General features: G+C 37.7%; 13 protein-coding genes and 1 riboswitch. Of the genes, 3 read left to right on the top strand and 10 right to left on the bottom strand.

Annotated elements, in window-relative coordinates:
• Positions 1-98: 98 nt before the first annotated feature.
• Both R8925_RS13480 and rarD read right to left on the bottom strand, forming a co-directional pair.
• The gene (locus tag R8925_RS13480; protein ID WP_430536317.1) at positions 99-731 is read right to left on the bottom strand and encodes an NAD(P)-dependent oxidoreductase; all 633 of its coding nucleotides are present in this window, start codon (positions 729-731) and stop codon (positions 99-101) included.
• A 151-nt stretch (positions 732-882) separates the two neighbouring features.
• Positions 883-1,791 (bottom strand): EamA family transporter RarD, encoded by a 909-nt coding sequence (gene rarD / locus R8925_RS13475; RefSeq protein ID WP_430536316.1) that lies wholly within the window; start codon positions 1,789-1,791, stop codon positions 883-885.
• 131 nt (positions 1,792-1,922) lie between these two features.
• Between rarD and R8925_RS13470 the strand changes: the two genes are divergently transcribed.
• Complete coding sequence (locus R8925_RS13470; protein WP_430536315.1) at positions 1,923-2,384, top strand: hypothetical protein; 462 nt, start codon at positions 1,923-1,925, stop codon at positions 2,382-2,384.
• Between the two features lie 53 nt (positions 2,385-2,437).
• On the opposite strand, the gene R8925_RS13465 is transcribed toward R8925_RS13470, so the two are convergent.
• On the bottom strand, positions 2,438-2,968 hold the full coding sequence (locus tag R8925_RS13465; protein ID WP_430536314.1) for a YceI family protein: 531 nt from the start codon (positions 2,966-2,968) through the stop codon (positions 2,438-2,440).
• Positions 2,969-3,009: 41 nt separating this feature from the next.
• Complete coding sequence (locus R8925_RS13460) at positions 3,010-3,450, bottom strand: MarR family winged helix-turn-helix transcriptional regulator (RefSeq protein ID WP_430536313.1); 441 nt, start codon at positions 3,448-3,450, stop codon at positions 3,010-3,012.
• 191 nt (positions 3,451-3,641) lie between these two features.
• On the opposite strand from R8925_RS13460, the gene R8925_RS13455 reads away from it, so the two are divergent.
• The gene (locus R8925_RS13455; protein WP_430536312.1) at positions 3,642-4,100 is read left to right on the top strand and encodes a MarR family transcriptional regulator; all 459 of its coding nucleotides are present in this window, start codon (positions 3,642-3,644) and stop codon (positions 4,098-4,100) included.
• Between the two features lie 742 nt (positions 4,101-4,842).
• On the opposite strand, the gene R8925_RS13450 is transcribed toward R8925_RS13455, so the two are convergent.
• The 4 genes from R8925_RS13450 to R8925_RS13435 form a co-directional block, all read right to left on the bottom strand.
• Complete coding sequence (locus R8925_RS13450; RefSeq protein WP_430536311.1) at positions 4,843-5,589, bottom strand: WxL domain-containing protein; 747 nt, start codon at positions 5,587-5,589, stop codon at positions 4,843-4,845.
• 139 nt (positions 5,590-5,728) lie between these two features.
• Positions 5,729-6,346, bottom strand: coding sequence for an immunoglobulin-like domain-containing protein (locus R8925_RS13445; RefSeq protein WP_430536322.1), 618 nt, complete (start codon positions 6,344-6,346; stop codon positions 5,729-5,731).
• Positions 6,333-7,649 (bottom strand): immunoglobulin-like domain-containing protein, encoded by a 1,317-nt coding sequence (locus R8925_RS13440; RefSeq protein WP_430536310.1) that lies wholly within the window; start codon positions 7,647-7,649, stop codon positions 6,333-6,335. Before R8925_RS13440 ends, R8925_RS13445 begins: the two co-directional genes overlap by 14 nt.
• Before the next feature lie 1,054 nt (positions 7,650-8,703).
• Positions 8,704-10,089: a pyridoxal phosphate-dependent decarboxylase family protein gene (locus tag R8925_RS13435; RefSeq protein ID WP_430536309.1), complete on the bottom strand. Its 1,386-nt coding sequence runs from the start codon at positions 10,087-10,089 to the stop codon at positions 8,704-8,706.
• Between the two features lie 107 nt (positions 10,090-10,196).
• Here R8925_RS13435 and R8925_RS13430 point away from each other — a divergent pair, with 107 nt between their 5' ends.
• Complete coding sequence (locus R8925_RS13430) at positions 10,197-11,663, top strand: aminotransferase-like domain-containing protein (protein WP_430536308.1); 1,467 nt, start codon at positions 10,197-10,199, stop codon at positions 11,661-11,663.
• Positions 11,664-11,859: 196 nt separating this feature from the next.
• Here R8925_RS13430 and R8925_RS13425 read toward each other — a convergent pair whose 3' ends face one another.
• Positions 11,860-13,347, bottom strand: coding sequence for an amino acid permease (locus tag R8925_RS13425; protein WP_488192515.1), 1,488 nt, complete (start codon positions 13,345-13,347; stop codon positions 11,860-11,862).
• Between the two features lie 105 nt (positions 13,348-13,452).
• Positions 13,453-13,650, bottom strand: a riboswitch (Lysine riboswitch).
• Positions 13,651-13,726: 76 nt separating this feature from the next.
• The gene (gene ytvA / locus R8925_RS13420) at positions 13,727-14,500 is read right to left on the bottom strand and encodes a YtvA family blue-light photoreceptor (RefSeq protein WP_430536307.1); all 774 of its coding nucleotides are present in this window, start codon (positions 14,498-14,500) and stop codon (positions 13,727-13,729) included.
• Between the last annotated feature and the right edge of the window lie 208 nt (positions 14,501-14,708).

Raw genomic sequence — 14,708 nt, 5'->3', positions numbered from 1 at the left:
TTGTTTTGGATTCTCTCAAGGACCGTGTGTCACATTACATTTCTATTTCTTAATTACACACTTTTCTTGACAAACCCAGGTTTGCTGTCCTTTTTTGTTTAGCGCTGCCCAACTGTAAAGCGAGCGCGTATATGTTTCGCATTTTCAGCTTCATCCATAAGCGCAATCGCATAGTCTTCCATACTAATATAGCTATTTCCTTTCGCATCAACAATGAGTTCATCTTTTCCTGTTGCGTAAGTACCTGTGCGTTCACCAGGCTCGAATAAACCTGCGGGACTAATAAATGTCCAGTCAAATGTTGCATCTTCTTTTAAATGATTCAGTTGAACCGTTTGTGCAGCTCCTGTTGCATAGTAAGGAGCTTCTTTGAAGGACGGTGTATCTAGAACTCGAGTCCCTTTATCGTCTACAAAGGAGCTTGCTGCGCCACCAACAACGATGAGACGAGGTTTTGTTGTGCCGTTTAATTCTGTAATCAGGTGATCCACTGATTTCCAGTGATTATCCGATGCTTCAATTGGGGCACTAAAAGCGTCCACCAAAATGTCTAAATCTGCAACATCTGCTTTTGTAAGACTGAAAATATCTTTTTCCATAACAGTTACAGACGTATTATCTAGCTTGCTAGCATTACGTACGATTGCTGTTATTTCGTGACCACGATTTTTTGCTTCCCTTAAAATGCGTGAACCTGTGCGACCGGTTGCTCCAATAATACCAATTTTCATAATAAATAGCCTCCTTAACACTTTGTTGTAACTGTAATTGTTACAACTTCTGATTTAAGTATACCGACTATGATTTAAAATGTAAAGAATAAAGTTTGGGAATATAAAAAAGAGGCGTTGAGTCTTTGATAGACCTTGCCTCTGTATGGTATTAAGATAGGGATGCCTTTTTTAGTTTGGATGTGATAATTACATTGGAAATGGTGAAAATAAGCAGGGCTGCCCAAATGAACAGGAATGCTATGAGTTGCGTTTTGTCGAAGGCCTCATGGAATACGAAGACGCCTAGTATGAGCATAAGTGTTGGCCCAACGTATTGGATGAAACCAAGCATGACATAAGAAATTCTTCTGGCGCTTGTTGCAAAGAGTAGCAATGGAATCGCGGTTACAACGCCAGCTCCAAAAAGAACGAGATTCGTATCGAAGCCGAAGTGCATAAAGGCATCTTGTGCGAAAAATAGCAAGAAGATAAACGCGAACGGTGCCATAATCAGCGTTTCAATTGTTAAACCACCCCAAGCACTTATGGGAACTAGTTTCTTAATCAGACCATAGAGCCCGAATGTGACTGCCATTGAAATAGCGGCCCAAGGAAAGACACCCTGGTGAATTGCTAAAATAAGAACACCAATAGCGGCCGAGAGCACGGCTAACATTTCGCCACGGCTTAGTTTTTCTTTTAAGAATATGGTTGCGAGTAGAACGTTTATCAGTGGATTGATGTAATATCCGAGACTCGCGCTGATAACATGGCCATCATTGACCGTGAAAATAAAAATAAACCAATTTGCCGTAATCAGCACCGCAGCAACCGAAATCGCTAAAATTAATTTAGGACGTTTGAAAATGGAGAAGATTTCCGTCCAGACTTCTTTTGTTTTGCCAAGAATAGCAATAATTGCGACCATAAACACGAATGACCAGATTATTCGATAAGCTAGAATTTCACTTGCAGGAACATCGCTAGCCATCTTCCAGTATAACGGTAATACTCCCCAGATGATATAAGCTCCGATTGCAGCTAATATCCCTTTTAGTTTTTCTTTTTCTGTATGCATGCCCTCACCTTTTCTATTTCAAAATAATAGAACCATTGTAACACATATTTATGGAGTAAAAGATGATAGTTGCTGAAAAAAATTTTTTCGCATATGATAGGGAGAGGACGAGTGAGGAAAGGTGTGTATTTATGCTGACGAAAAAGCAACTAATAGATGAAAAAAGAGAAAACTTAACGCCAGGAAAGAAGGCGAATATGAAGCCAGCAATGTTTGTTTTAATAGGAATATTAGCTATGAGTGCTTTCTTAGTTGTAATGGGGATTATCCATTTGATTAATAAGGACAGTGCTCTTTATGTTGGAACATTTGTACTGACAATTGTAATGGTTTTTATCTGTATTGTGTGTATATTAATTGGTGGATACATACTGTGGAAGCATTATAGCGTATCAGGAGCAAAATCGGTTGCCGCATATTTTCTAATCGGCAGTGGGATTGTGGTTATGTATGTTTTTGTACTTGTATTTTTACTAACGATTTTGCCAAATCTTGGCCCAGTGATGAGTGGAGGAGCAATGATTAAAATGATTCTTGGCGTCGGTGGATTTATTACTGCCGGATTTGTATGGAAGAAAATCCGGCAGAGTTAAAAAGGTGAAGTTAGGATGCCCTTATTTTGAGCGTCTTAACTTCACCTTTTATGTTATTTGGATACTTCGATTTGGATGTTTAGTTTTACTTCATCGCCAATAAGTACGCCGCCAGTTTCTAAAACTGCATTGTAGTTTAATCCGAAGTCTTTACGATTGAATTTACCAGTTCCCTCAAAGCCTGCAACCATATTGCCGGACATTGGATCTTTGCTTGTTCCTTCGTATTCCACGTTGAAGGTAATTGGTTTTGTAACTGTACGGATTGTCAAATCACCAGTCACTTTATATTCGTTACTACCGTCTGCCACAATGTTGGTCGATTTAAAAGTAATGGATGGATAGTTCTCTACATCGAAGAAATCAGGGCTCTTCAAGTGACCATCGCGTGCTTCTTGGCGTGTATCAATCGATGCTGCGTCCACTGTAAATGCAAGGCTTGCTGTTGTTAAATCTTCTGGATCAAGTGTTAAATCAGCACTAAAATCTTTGAAAGCACCTTTCACTTTAGATACCATCATGTGTTTTACTTGAAACTCGATTGAACTGTGTGCTGGGTCTACATTCCATTTTTCTACTGTCATTTTAAAATTCCTCCAATTAGTTTTTTTTGTTGGCGCCATCTTTATTTTGACCGCCAGTGGGATTCGACCTTTAATCCGATGTTTTTTAATCCCGTTATTAATATTTCCTTTTCCTCCTCATCTAACACATTGAATTGTTCTTTTATCAATGCTTCAAATTGTGGAAATAGGTTGCCGATAAAATCTCTACCTTGTTCTGTTAGTTCTGCATACACGATGCGTCGGTCGCTTGGATCTGGGGTACGTACTAAGTAATGTTTCTTTTCAAGCTTTGTAACCATGTATGTCGTGTTGCCATTGGAAATGAGGTTTTTCTGACCGATAGTTTGGAGTTGCTGCGGGCCAAGATGATAAATTTGTTCTAAAACACCGAATTCACTGGGGGTAATACCATGTTCCTCAACCAATTTAGCTGTGAGTTTTTGAATCCATCCAGTCGAACGAAGCAAAACGGTAAACAATTTCAAATCAATATTGTCCAAGGATATCACCTCGCTTCAACAAAATGTTTTAATATCAAAACAACTTACAAACAAATAATAACATACTAATAAAAAGTAAGTCAATTGATTTAGAAAAAAATTTAAAAAAAGAGGATTTCGTTAAGTTTATGTAAAGATCATTGTGTATAATAGAAAGTAGCGTAAAATAGAAGAGAAAGAGGTGATGTCAGATGGAATTGAGTGAAGACAGAGTAAATCGGGTGCGGGCTGTGTTAGGCTCTTACTGGGCAATCAATCGAATTACCGCGAAACATGCGGAACAAAATGCACTAAGTTTAGGCTTGTCGTTACAGCAAATGGCGATACTTAATATTTTGTACGGACGTCCAGAATCGACAGTAGATGACTTAAAAAAGAAACTATTCACATCGACAGAAGTCATTTCGGCAAACGTGGACGGACTAGTTCACGCCAGATTAGTTGAAAAAATGAATACCGAATTCGTAGAAAATGCAGATGCTTGGCGCTTGCAATTGACAGAAAAAGGTAAGGAGATGTCCGAACGCTCAACGCAAAACGCTTTTGCTTATAAGGCTATGATGAAAGCTTTGGACGAGATTGATGATGAGGATATTGATACATTGATTAGGATAAACCGAAAGATTGAAGGATTGTTGAAAGCAGATTGATACACCATATGATGAATAATAGTATGCGCAACTGCCTTGTTCCAGAGTGATTGTCTTACGTCGATTTGGAGCTAGTTCTATGGGATAAGGTATTTTTAGAAAAGGCGAGATGTAGCAGGAGTAATTGTTTGAGGTGAAGAACATTGTATAAGAAATGGCATCATTGCTATGAGGAACATCCGCATTAGGGATTTTGATAGTAGCCACTGTAAGTAGTGTGATAGGTATTCTGATATAATGTACAGTAAATGGTAAATTTGTTGAATCGACTATTTATAGCGTATCATTTTATACGATGTTGATGTTGTTGTTGTATGTCGCTTGGGAGATGAGAGAACAGGAATAAAAGTAGCCAATAAGAGGCTAAAAGAAAAAGCAAAAAATATAAGAGATAGGTAATTTATACAAAAAAGCGATATGGAGAAAGAGTTACATGCTGTAGTTCTGTGCTAACTTGATTAATGTTTTGTCGAACATCAAATTGGCAAAGACGATAGCGTTTCAAGTCCACCGCGATTTAGGTTGTGTCAGGTTGCATATTCAAATACAAATACCCCAATACGAATTAAATTCTGTGATTTAATTCGTATTGGGGTATTTGGATCAATTAAAAACCGTTCATATCACTAAAAATGATTCATGTAGCTCCAAGAGGAATATCCGATCTGGATGTATAGCAGGTTTACGCTATTTAGAGGTGTGGCTTACTTAGTTTTTCTATTTTGAGTATGATTTATAGTTATTAAGATGGTGTATCTGATAATGTCCAAGTTAATGTTGTTGTATATGCTGAATCGGCATATTTTGCACTTTTACCCGGTACGCTCAATGTAACGGCATCCGATGCTTCCGTGCTATCTGCGCCGAAATTATCTATCCAATGCCCCATACCTTGGTCAGCTTCTGCGTTCATTACCATGGAGGCTGTTCCATCAGGATTTAATGCAATAGAAGTCGCTACGGTTGGCGCTGTAATATCAGAATCGCTTTTTGTTATAGCTGTAGCCTTAGCTATTTTTATTTCTGCACCATCAAGGTTACGACTGGATTCATCTGTTAACTGGCCATTTTCCGATACAGTCAATTGCCAACCGGTATTACTGCCTCGATTATCTGTTACCTGAACGTTATTAGGTACATCAATCTGCGAACCACCAACTGACATTTTATCTAGTTTTGCAGTATATGTTTTCGTTTCCCCAGAAATAGTCTGTGTACCAAAATCAAAAGATGATACATAATCAAGGCTTAATGGACCATTTGTACCTGGATCAGTTGAGTCTGGATCAACTGGCGTATCTGGGTCTAAGGGATTCACGGGGTCATTACCATCAGAGCTGTCTTGTGCTTTAAAAGTGACGGAACCTGTGGAATTGAGTGAGCCAACTTCTGCAGCATTTGCAATAGTCGTATTTGGGGCGATAAGAGATGCGGCGAAAACGGTGGTTATTGCTACTGTTACCATCATTGTTTTTGTATTTAAATTCAAAATAAAACTCTCCTTAAAGTGCGCTGATATTATTCCAGGTAGCACTATTATTTAATTTACCATGGCTTGATTGATGAGGTGAATTATAAATGCTCTTACCTTCACATCCTTTCATGAAAAGTATCGCTACTATAAAGCTTTACGGTGTATCATTTAATGTCCATGTGATACTCGTTTGATAAGTACTATCAGCTTTGACACCAGTAGGATTTATTTTCATGTGAATTCCCTCGCTAGCTGCGTATTGAATGTTCGTGAGTTCATTTTGATTTGATACTCCTTCTCCAATAACAAAGGCTTGGTTGTCCATTAAACGTGTTTCCACGCCGTCTTTTGTAAACGTCAATGCGTCATGTAATTTTTTATTGTTAGGGTTATTAACATCCACAAAAGGACCATTTACTGTCGCTGTCACATTCCATTTTTCACTATTATTGCGAGTATCTTTGATTTGTAAATGCCAATCCGGATTTTGACGTAGGATATCCACTTCACTGCTACCGATTGCGGTTGTCTGGAAAACTAAGTCTTCAGGTGCCTGATTAAACGTAAAAATAGTATTGTCATGCACTGTAATTGTACGTGTTAATGTTGTTGTATTTTCATCGCTATCTGTCACTGTATATATCAATTCATAATCACCGGGTTGATTTATGTTTACAGAGCCATCAACCGTTATTTGACTGGTTATATCACCATCTTCTTTGTCTGTTGCTCGTACACCTGCTAGTGGATCAAAGGCATCACCTTTTTGAATGGTTTCTTTTGTAGTAGCGCTGATGACTGGTTTCTCTCACAATAATAGAACGCTTAAAAGTAGATGTGTTGCCATCGGAGTCTGTTACATCATAAGTTAGTTCATAGAGGCCTGACGTACTTGTATCTACTTCTCCTGTTACTTTCACATCTGATGTAATATCTCCATCTTCTGCATCTGTTGCCTGAATAGTACTCATCACATCAAAAGTGCTATCAGGTTGAATGATACTTTCGGATTCTCCCGTTATGACTGGTAATTGATTATCTAAAATAGTCACCGAACTGTCGGTTGCATTCGCAGTGTATACTTCTTCATTGAAGTTTTCATCATTGTAGGTAGCGCTTGTAATGGGGGGTGTCATGCTTGTTGTATTGGCAGCTGTTAGTGGAATTTGAATACTTGCGGATACATCTTTTTTTAATGTAGAGATATTAAAGGAGAGTTCACCGATTGAGGCGTTGTATTGCTCATTTGTAATCGAGGTATCGCTCGAAGATAATGTTCCAGGCGTATAATCTAATTCAGGAGGAACTTTGATAGTAATGGTACTGTTCGCTGTTGGCATACCACCAATGTTTTTAACTTGTAGTTGGTAGTTTTGTGTATTCCGTACTTTCATATTAGTCGCAGAAAAAGTACCATCTACCTGTAATATGGATTGTGTAGCAAATTGAATATTGTCTAATAAATTTCCAACAGCAGGATTGTCACCAGCTGATGAAACGGACTGGAATTGGAAGCGTGTGGTCGTTTGCCCTTCAGGAATCGTATATACACCTTTGTAAAGGCCCCAGCCAGTGTTGTCATCTACCATTTCTGCTTGTTGTACCATTGTTTCTCCAGGAGCGCCAAATGCTACAGATGCTGTATCCACTCCTCGCCTACCGCTATGATATGCTTGCCACCGAACATTTACCCCAGGGGTCGTTGGTATATCTTGATACAGAGCTGCGACTTCATATGCATTTAATTCCGCATACTGAGATCCAGAAAAAGCTGTAACTCCATCAATACTCCTCTGCAGTTCAATTTTTCCATCACTTGCTGTTGTCATCCATCCAGGAACACTTGACTGATTGAATATCTTAGAAGTTGTACTGAATTGAGGCTGTTCAAAGTCACCATTTTCTAAAGCGATAACTGCTGGGGATTCTTGCAATGTTTGTTGTTGGGTATCGGTTGTGGCTGATACTATTTGTGCGTCCCATGTGGTAGTGAGAGATGAAGCGATTGTGCCACCTATCAAAAAGGCAATGGATACCTTACGCCAAGTTTCTTTAAAACGTTTCTCGTTACGCAATATTTCTCCTCCTTTCCATTTGAATGAGCTGATACTAACATTATATCAAGCAGTTTGTTATCCAAGTTGTATATTCGAAACATTTTTCCATTGAAGTCGTGACAAGAAAGTGAATAATTATACTTTTGGTTGCTATTCATATAGATTGACTTCATATTACATAGTCAGAGACTCATACCAGCATTAGCATAGTGCTACTCGCTGTTAGTATACCCCACCGAAGCTTAGCGTAGTTAAAAACAAGCGGTAGGGCAATTTATAATCCTTAGTTGGGGAAATCAGCGTTTTGTTGGTGAGATTCTTACTTGGAATAGTTTAAATCAAATTATTTTTTACAAAGACAAATAACGCGCGAAGGAGCATGGTTTCTTGATGCTTATAAACAGCGGGAGCTATACTTTGCGTGTCATCATCGTTTTCTAAGTCCAAAATATTGATATGATACTTATTTGCAAACGTTCCGTCATTCAATTCCAGAGTGCAAGAAAGTTAGCTCTTTTCCTATTGTAACCAAGGATAAGCCTTCACGTAAGTATTTTCCTTCAAATGGAATCTACTTTTCAACATTGGCTAAGCACATAATCCACGATAACAGGTGCACCTTGCCTTTCTAATAAAATGGAGGTTAAATTTGCAAAGCTCCATTTTTCTTTGTAGCTGAGCGCGTGGTCAACAGACCTAGCAATTTGTAAATGATTTTATGTAAAAAATATATAATTAATTCAAAAATCTGAATTTAAATTTTTAATACGTATGTTTATGGATCAGAGCCTCTTTGTCTCAGGCTCTTCAAGCTTTAACATCACACATCCAAAGGGACTACACAGTGTGGGCGTTAGCAATAACAAATAAAGCAACAGGGGGTAGGGAGAGCAAAAGCCAATATCCAAACGCTAAGGAATATCCGAAAGCAACGGTCATCGATTCTGTCGCAATGGATAACCGTGCTTTTTTATGTTTCAAAATCAATGCTATTAAATAGCATGTTTATAGGGTTAGTAAAGTGTCCATAAAATGGTGTTTTTCTGTACATTTGTAGTTAGGTATCTGCTTCTCACTTTAATTCCTCTACTAGTGATTTCCAAATAATTTCTAGATCCTCTTCATTGGTATTCCAATTACTGAAAGCTGCTCGTATGGCAGTAATACCATTATAGTTAGTTTGAGTCATAAAGACTTGTCCGTTACTGTTCACTCTTTCCATAAAGTTTAATACTTCATCAGAGGTTATTTTATCTGATTCCAAAGTAAAACACACAATATTTAAATGTACTTGAGACAATAGCTTTAAGTGATTACTTTTCTCAATTTTAGCACCTAATTGTTTCGCAAGATCAATATTCCGTTCAACTATCTGTTGATATTCCTTTTTTCCATACGCTTTTAAAGTGAACCACGTAGGCAAAGCACGAAATCTTCTAGAGTTTTCTGGTGTAAGGTTGCAATAATCTAGGACGTCATTAGAATTCGATAGATATGCAGCATTATTCTCAAAGACTTCTAATTGAATAGTTCTATGCTTAGTAAATTGTAAAGCTGAATCATAAGGAACATTTAGCCATTTGTGCGCATCAATTGTTATGGAGTCAGCACTATTTATTCCAGTCATTAATGAGCTATATTTTGGAGAACAAGAAGCAAATCCACCAAACGCAGCATCAACATGTAGCCAAAAGTTATATTTGCTTTTTAATTGTGCAATTGCTTTTAAATCATCAAAGTCCCCAGTATTTACAGTTCCAGCATTAGCAACGACTATACAAGGGGAGTCATTCTGCTTAATGAGCACTTCTTCTAAATATTCAATATCAATCGATTCTCTTTCTTTTTTACAAGGAATTGTTATGATCGAATTTTTTCCTACTCCCAACATTGAGCAAGCCTTATAGATGCTTGAGTGAGGAGTCCCGCTAATAATCTTGATTGGTGGCGCACCAAACAGACCATCTAATGTAACATTAATTCCTGAAAATTGAGCAGACCATTGCCTTGCTTGAGCAAGCCCAACAAAGTTTGACATAGTAGCTCCGCTCACAAATGCACCACTATACTCTTTATCAAGGTTAAATAAATCTTTTAACATATCAATTGTCTTTTCTTCGATTGAACTTGCAATGGAAGATTCGTTAGTCGATACATTTTGGTCAAAAATGCTAACTAGCCAGTCTCCGGCAATAGCTGCTGGTGTTGCACCACCAGTAACAAAACCTAAATATCTTGAGCCATTGCTTCCGCTAAGGCCATTTGCGTAATTTCTAGAAAATAACTTTAAAGCTTCCTTTGTGCCAATTCCTATTTCAGGTAGATTTTCAGTAGGAAGTGGGTAAGGCTTAATGGAAGCAGGCCTCTCATTTAGAGTTGAAAAGAATTCATTCGCATATTCCGTTGTACTATAAAGAATCTCATTTATAATGTCCTTATCTTTTTTTAGCATACCCATGTTAAAACACTCTCCTTTAAAAATTTAATTTGTTTACACTATCTTCATTTTATATGATAATGAGTATAACAGTGTCTTTTAATACTATAACAGTAAGGGGAATGAGAGTGGATATTCAAATTAATCGTCATATCGACATCACGCTTATTAATCAAATTTTCAACCAAATTAATAATAATATTCAACAAGGGATTTTAAAAGAGGGCACACAACTACCTTCTATTAGAGTTTTTTCACAAAAATATAATATAAGTCATGTTACTGTAAGTAAAGCATACAAAAAACTTGAAAATAGCGGACTAATTAATTTAATTCATGGTAAAGGAGCTTTTGTTAAAATTAAACCAGACATTGATAGAAATTATAACAGAGAGAGTTCGTTTAATCCGTCTAGTTGGCAACTATCTTTGAAAAGTTATGTTGATATTACGCATTACACACGCACCAATAGTAAGGATGTTCGTTTTAATTTTTCTGAAGCTATTATTAATCCAAAGTTACTTCCTTCGGGCTATCTTGTTAAGAAGGTTAATCAAATATTACTGACGACACCAAAGATAATATCAAATTATAGCTTAGCTCAAGGAGAAGTTGATATCAGAGAAAGTATCAGGAATTATATCGCTATAAATGGAAAATTTGACGTTCCTATATCAAACATGATTATTACGAATGGTGTTCAACAGGGGATTGATATAGTTTCAAAAGCGTTTATTGGACCTGATGATATTGTGATAACAGAGGAATCCACCTATTTTCATGCTTTAGAAGTATTTTCGAATAGAGGAGCTAAAATTATAACAGTACCAATGGATAATCATGGACTACAAATAAATAAATTGGCAACTCTCTGTTCAAAATATAAACCTAAACTTGTTTATACTATACCGACATTTCATAATCCAACTGGAGTAACGTTGAGCTTAGCAAGACGAAAGCAGTTGTTAAGTTTAGCTAGAGAGCACCATTTTCTCATTATAGAAGACGATTCATGGAATGATATTTACTTTGATGATATGATTCCTCCACCAACAATTAAATCATTAGATCAAGAAGGTTCTGTTATTTATTTGAAAGGTTTCAGTAAGTATTTATCTCCTGGTTGTAGAATTGGCGTGATTATTGCAAATGACACTATCTATCCACACTTATTAGCTTCAAAAACATTAACAGATTTGGGAAGTCCAATTTTGACACAAAAAGCAGTATGTTCTTTCTTAAATACTAACAGAATGAGTGATCATTTAATTAAATTAAGAACAGCACTCGAAGTAAGACGTAATCAAATTCTTTTTCTGCTGCAAAAACATTTACCTAATAGTGTACAATTTACAGAACCAATGGGTGGACTCAACTTTTGGCTAGTATTACCTAAAGGAGCGGATGCAATAGCGTTACTTGAAGATTCGTTGGAAAAAGGTATCTCTTTTCTACCAGGTTCTTTTTGTTTTGTAAATAAAACAAAATCTCGACATGTAAGAATTTCTTTTTCTTATATTGACACTACGGAAATTAGTGATGGAATAATTGCGTTTTGTAAAACCGTTACAAGCTACTTATATCGAATTGAATAAATTTTCTGTAATATTTTAATAAGTATAGAACCATCAACTTCGGATAATACGAGTACAGCTAAAAATTATAAATGGTCTTTTTCGCTAAATCAAAAGATAAGCATATATGATAGTTTGAGTATGCGCTACTATATACAAAGAAGGGGACATCCATTGATTTAAAATCAACGGATGTCCCCTTCTTTAGTATGTCTTCTTAATCTCGTTTTCCTTCTGCATAAGAGTGCTCATCGAAAGAGCATTCATCAAGCGGGATAACTTTTGATTTTTGTGTATATTTATAAATGAGCCAAAATGCTAGGAAAATAGGAAGCCCGATGTAGGAAATTCCGATTTTTTGCCACCATTGTGGATTTGTAATATCTGGATGTAAAAAGGCGTTGTAATCTTGTCCAACGATAACCAAAAGACATAGTACTAGCGCCAAAATCGGGCCGAACGGGAAAAATTTTGCCTTGTATTTTAAGTCATCTAGGTTTAAACCTTGCTTCACGTAGGCACGTCGGAAACGATAATGACTAATCGCGATACCGACCCATGCAATGAAGCCAGTTAGTCCAGATGCGCTTAGGAGCCACGTATAAATAACTGTACCATTGTCACTCAAAGTTGTGATAAATGTCATTGCACCAACGATAGTTGTCATAATTAGCGCAGCCATCGGAATACCACGACGATTTACCTTGGATAGGAATTTCGGTGCTTTACCGTCTTTTGCCATCGACCATAACATCCGAGTTGAGGCGTAAAGCCCAGAATTACCAGCGGATAACACGGAAGTTAGGATAACCGCATTCATAACAGAAGCCGCAATCGCCAAACCAGCTTTTTCAAAAACGAGCGTGAACGGGCTAATAGCAACGTCTGTCGCCTCACCGCCGAGCAAGTTTGGGCTAGTATAGGGAATAATCATACCGATAATGAAAATAGCAAAAATGTAGAAAAGCAAGATGCGCCAGAAAACTTGTTTAATGGCTTTAGGTACGCTTTTTTCAGGTGTTGCACTTTCTCCGGCTGCAATACCAACGAGTTCCGTTCCTTGGAAGGAGAATCCAGCGAGCAGGAATGTCCCGAGAATGGCGAAGAATCCTCCGTTAAATGGAGCATCCCCTTTTGTGAAGTTTTCAAAACCGATGAAATGACCGCCGAGTATACCTAGAATTGTTAGAACACCGATAATTAAGAAGACGATAACGGTGACAACTTTGATGATAGAAAACCAATACTCTGATTCGCCATAAGCTTTGACAGATAGGGCGTTTAGACCAAATATGAGCAATAAGAATACGGCACTCCACAGCCAAGCTGGAGCATCTGGATACCAGAATTGAATAATGAGTGCGGCGGTTGAAATATCAACGGCTAACGTGATAGCCCAGTTAAACCAGTAGTTCCAGCCAAGCGCAAATCCAAAGGCTGGATCAACGAAACGAGAAGCATACGTACTAAAGGAACCTGAAACCGGCATATATGTTGCCATTTCACCAAGACTTGTCATTAAAAAATAAACCATGAGGCCAATTGCGGCATAGGCGACGAGTGCGCCGCCAGGTCCTGCGACGGCTATCGCATTTCCGCTCGCTAGGAATAATCCTGTTCCAATGGAGCCTCCAATCGCAATCATCGATAAATGACGCGTTTTTAAATCTCTACGAATGTGACCTTGTTGCTGTTCTTTTTTCAAAAATAAAACTCCCTTTCTACTCTGTTTAAAATGAGGTTTTGGGAACAAAAAAACTAATCCCGCGTGCTTCTTTCGAGATCAGTCTATAGATACCAACATCAAAAAGCGTTAGATAGCACACCCGTTTCGTCAAGCTAATGGCAAAAACGGCAGTCCTGTTTCTTTCGATAACAGTCCCAGCTAAAGAACAGTCATAAACCTGTCTTCACTTCGGCGAGCATCCTTTTCGCGCGGGGTCATCGGTGTTTTATGCACCTCGCTTTTTCCGCGTTACTTGTGAATTTCGCAACCTCTACCTCACCTATTGATGAGGATTTTATTAAGTTTTCATGTACTATACTAACGAATTTAATAAGGAATTGCAAGGTTTTTTTGAGGATTATACGTTTTTTAGCGCTTCACGAACGGTACTAAAAGTAGGGATACTCGGCAGGCGATTGTCATAGTTGACCATTAACATGGCGAATCGTGGCGAAACACCAGTCAACATGAGGCTTACCCCAGTTAGTTTCGTCAAGGCTAAAAATTTGATTAGATTGGCAGCAACATCTTCATTGAAATCAGCAAGCCCAGAAATGTCCATAATTAAGTAATCGATATGACTAACATCTAAATAAGAAGCTACATTTTGCGTCATTTCTTCAAAGCGATCTGTTGATAATGCACCAACTAGGGGTAAGACTGCGACACCTTCTTGTACAGGAACGATAGGTGTCGACATTTTGACGATTTCTTCTATCGAATCTTCTAGTAACATTTTGTATTTTTCTTCGCGCGTGACATCTCGTTGAATCCCGATAAAGTAGTTTTTACCAGAAGCTTCATCATAAATTGGATCAATTGTGAGTTCATTGAAAAAGATATCACCGTTTTTGCGATAGTTTTGCAGGAATACGCTGACAGTAGTGCGATTTTTGATGGCTTGGCTTATTTTAGCGGTCGCCGTTTTGTCCGTTTTTGGACCTTGAAGCATGCGGCAGCTTTCCCCACAAACTTCTTCAGATGTGTAGCCAGTGATTCGTTCGAAGCCACTATTGACATAAATAATTGGATTCCCCGGCAGGTCAGCATCTGTAATGATAACGCCAACACTGGTCATATTCAACGCTTTTAGAATAATATTGAATTGTAATTCTGCTTTTTTATTTAACATCCCAAACAAGCCCCCGATTCCTTTTGATACGTTCATCATACCAAAGAATGCCACGAATAGGAACGGATTTTGTGAAATTCATATGTAGTTCATAAAAGTAGCTTATACTTGTAAATTATAAAGCGATGATAAAATAGTAAGAAATCTCTTTTATTTGACGATTTACTGTGCGCAAACTTGTGAAATGTAGTAATATAGGAGGGTATAA

This window comes from Listeria rocourtiae subsp. hofi, from assembly GCF_963575615.1.
GTDB lineage: Bacteria > Bacillota > Bacilli > Lactobacillales > Listeriaceae > Listeria_A > Listeria_A hofi.
This window is presented reverse-complemented; position numbering and strand designations above follow the sequence as displayed.